Annotated in this window: 4 protein-coding genes; 2 read left to right on the top strand and 2 right to left on the bottom strand. The window is 54.0% G+C overall.

All coding sequences use genetic code 11. The features are described from left to right. Together AC3ZFK_RS06290 and AC3ZFK_RS06285 are read right to left on the bottom strand one after the other, a co-directional pair. Window positions 1-757, bottom strand: a 757-nt coding sequence (locus AC3ZFK_RS06290; protein ID WP_489433750.1) for a UvrD-helicase domain-containing protein, incomplete at its 3' end; no start/stop codon positions are given. Between the two features lie 12 nt (window positions 758-769). Beyond that, window positions 770-1,432: a ComF family protein gene (locus AC3ZFK_RS06285; protein WP_487541435.1), complete on the bottom strand. Its 663-nt coding sequence runs from the start codon at window positions 1,430-1,432 to the stop codon at window positions 770-772. A 105-nt stretch (window positions 1,433-1,537) separates the two neighbouring features. Here AC3ZFK_RS06285 and bioB point away from each other — a divergent pair, with 105 nt between their 5' ends. Beyond that, window positions 1,538-2,524 carry a biotin synthase BioB gene (bioB, locus tag AC3ZFK_RS06280; protein ID WP_487506934.1) on the top strand — a complete coding sequence of 329 codons (987 nt, stop codon included), beginning with the start codon at window positions 1,538-1,540 and terminating at the stop codon, window positions 2,522-2,524. Window positions 2,525-2,538: 14 nt separating this feature from the next. Further along, window positions 2,539-3,231, top strand: a 693-nt coding sequence (locus AC3ZFK_RS06275; RefSeq protein ID WP_489433749.1) for an aminotransferase class I/II-fold pyridoxal phosphate-dependent enzyme, incomplete at its 3' end; no start/stop codon positions are given.

Here is a 3,231-nt window from a genome sequence, read left to right as displayed (position 1 = left end):
ATTGATCATCGTCTCCGACCACAAAAGTGGATCCATGTTCACCAGCCAATAGCCTTATCCAGGCATACTGAATCGTGTTGGTGTCCTGAAACTCGTCTACCAGAATATGGCTGAAGCGGTTGCGATAGTGGGCCAGAAGCTCTGGGTTGTTGAGCCACATCTCATGTGCCCGCAGCAGGATCTCTGCAAAGTCTACCAGTCCACTGCGCTGACAGGCTGCCTCATAAGCCATATATATCTCTGCCATCTGTCTGAGCCAGTGGTCATGGCCGGGATCTATCTGGTGGGAACGGATCCCCTTGTCTTTCTGCTCATTGATAAACCACTGCGCCTGTTTTGGTGGCCAGCGCTCATCATTCAGGTTCATCTCCTTGAGTAGGCGACGGATCAGACGTAGCTGATCCTCGCTGTCAAGAATCTGGAAATTCTGCGGTAGATCAGCCTCGTGCCAGTGGCTGCGGAGTAGGCGGTGGGCCAGTCCATGAAAGGTCCCAACCCAGAGGTTACCGGCCGGCATATCTAACAGGGACTCAATGCGTCCCTTCATCTCCTTTGCCGCCTTGTTGGTAAAGGTGACGGCGAGGATTGACCATGGCGATATCTGTTCTGCACGAATCAGCCAGGCGATGCGATGAACCAGTACCCTGGTCTTGCCGCTTCCGGCACCAGCTAGTATCAGGCTATTTCTCGACTCTGTGGTAACTGCCTTGCGCTGGGCCTCGTTCAGAGGCTCAATGATCTCGGTGATATCTTCCATGAAGCTGGTAGTTTACCCGTGGGGCGGAGTATAGGCGAGTGCCCAGATCTGAATCTTGCCAGCCCCGCCACTTTTCAGGGCATGGGTGACAGCTCTCATGGTGCTGCCGGTGGTTATCACATCATCAAAGATGGCAACGGTGGCACCATTTAGAGGGGTGGTTATGTGGAAGGCATCTTCCAGGTTGTGCCTCCTCTTTGCGGCGTTCAGGGAAAGTTGTGGTTCTGTATGTTTTCTTCTGAGACAACTTGTTATATCAAGCGGAATGCCAAGCTCTTTGGCAGGGTTACGGATTATCTCAAGGGCCTGGTTGAAGCCACGCTGGCGTAGCCGTCTGGGGTGGAGTGGAATAGGTAGTATCAGATCCGGTGGTACAGCCATATCCTTTTGAAGCTGCTCCATCATCAGTGAACCAAATAGTCTGGCATAGTTAAGTTTGTGGTCAAACTTCAGCTGTTGGATCAACGGGGCCAACGGCTCGCTATAGCGATAGGGGATGATAATCTTGTCCCACTGATTGCGGCTCTGAAGCTCGAAAGGGGCGCTGCTTAGAGTAGGCAGTCTCTCTCTGCAAGAGTTGCACAGCGCAACATCACCATGACTCGGGATGCCGCATATGGCGCAGGGTTCAGGGGGAGTAAGTTTGCGCAGTTGTCTGTAAACTTTTTCAAACATATATGGTTGACAGCAAAGTGTTAGAGAGTAGGATTATTTTTCATTCTCATAGTGTAACTACTCATATTTATGGTAGAGAACTTTTTCTCTCCTCGGAGGCAGATAATGAGTTCAAATTCAGAGGTTCGTAACAGTTGGCAGTTAAGTGAGGTGGAGGCGCTATTTGACCTCCCTTTTAATGATCTGCTGTTCAAGGCTCAGACCATTCATCGTGAGACCTTTGATCCAAACAGGGTGCAGGTCAGCACCCTGATGAGCATCAAGACAGGCGGTTGCTCGGAGGATTGCAAGTACTGTTCACAGAGTGCACGCAACGACAGCGAGCTGGAGCGTGAAAAACTTGCGGAGGTAGAAGAGGTTCTAAGAGCTGCAGAGGAGGCAAAACGCTCAGGCTCATCCCGCTTCTGTATGGGGGCGGCTTGGCGCAATCCCAGGGGGAAGGATATGGAGCGACTGCTCACCATGGTGAGTGGGGTCAAGGCGCTGGGGATGGAGACCTGCATGACTCTGGGAATGCTGACCCAGAGGCAGGCTGAGAAGTTGAAGAAGGCGGGGCTTGATTACTATAACCATAACCTGGATACCTCGGAGGCCTATTATGGCGAGGTGATCACTACCCGAACATATCAGGACAGGCTTGATACCCTGGAATATGTACGCGATGCCGGTCTCAATGTATGCAGTGGCGGGATTGTGGGGATGGGTGAGTCCAGGCAGGATCGTGCCGGGCTGTTGGCAACCCTGGCCAACCTTCCCAGGCAGCCGGATAGTGTGCCGATCAACCGTCTGGTACGGGTCTCCGGAACCCCGCTGGATGAGATGGAGGGGCTGGAGGAGCTTGAGCCACTGGAGTTTGTCCGCACCATATGTGTGGCCCGCATAGTGATGCCGAAGTCGTGGGTACGGCTCTCGGCAGGGAGGGAGTTGATGAGCGATGAGCTGCAGGCGCTCTGTTTTGCGGCGGGCGCCAACTCCATCTTCTCAGGGGAGCAGCTGTTAACTACACCAAATGCGGGTGAGGAGAGTGATGCCTCACTATTTGCAAAGTTGGGGCTGGAGGCTACGGCTGGGGAGGAGGTGGTGTTGGGGTAGCCTCCATTCTAAATATGGGTATTGACCACCAACTACAGCAGCAGCTTGATGTGCGCATGGAGCAGTCACTCTATCGTCAAAGGCGAGTGGTTGATTCACCTCAAGGGGTGGAGATTGAGGTTGATGGTAAACGTTATCTCTCCTTCAGCAGCAACGACTATCTGGGTTTGGCCAACCATCCAGAGATAGTGGAGGCGTTTCAGCAGGGGCTCTATCGTTGGGGGGCAGGAAGTGGGGCGGCCCACCTTGTAACCGGCCACACAGCTGCCCACCATGCGCTGGAGGAGGAGTTGGCAGACTTTCTGGGTTACCCCAGGGTGCTGCTCTTTTCGTCAGGCTATATGGCTAATCTGGGTATCCATCAGGCCCTGCTGGGACGCAACGACAGAACAATTCATGACCGCCTGAATCACGCCTCCCTGCTTGATGGGGCAAGGCTAAGTGGGGCAAAACTATTGCGCTATACCCATGCCGATATCACTGCCCTGGAGCGTAGGGTGTCGGAGCCGCATAAGGGGTGTACCCTGGTGGTGACCGATGGGGTATTCAGTATGGATGGTGATATTGCACCACTGCCGGGGGTTGCCGGAGAGTGTCGATGTGGTGGCGCTACACTGATGGTGGATGATGCGCACGGAATTGGGGTTCATGGTCCAGGGGGGAGGGGGACGGTGGCAAAGTTTGGATTGGGGGTGTCAGAGGTGCCG

The sequence above is a fragment of the Candidatus Thiopontia autotrophica genome (assembly GCF_982804495.1).
This window is presented reverse-complemented; position numbering and strand designations above follow the sequence as displayed.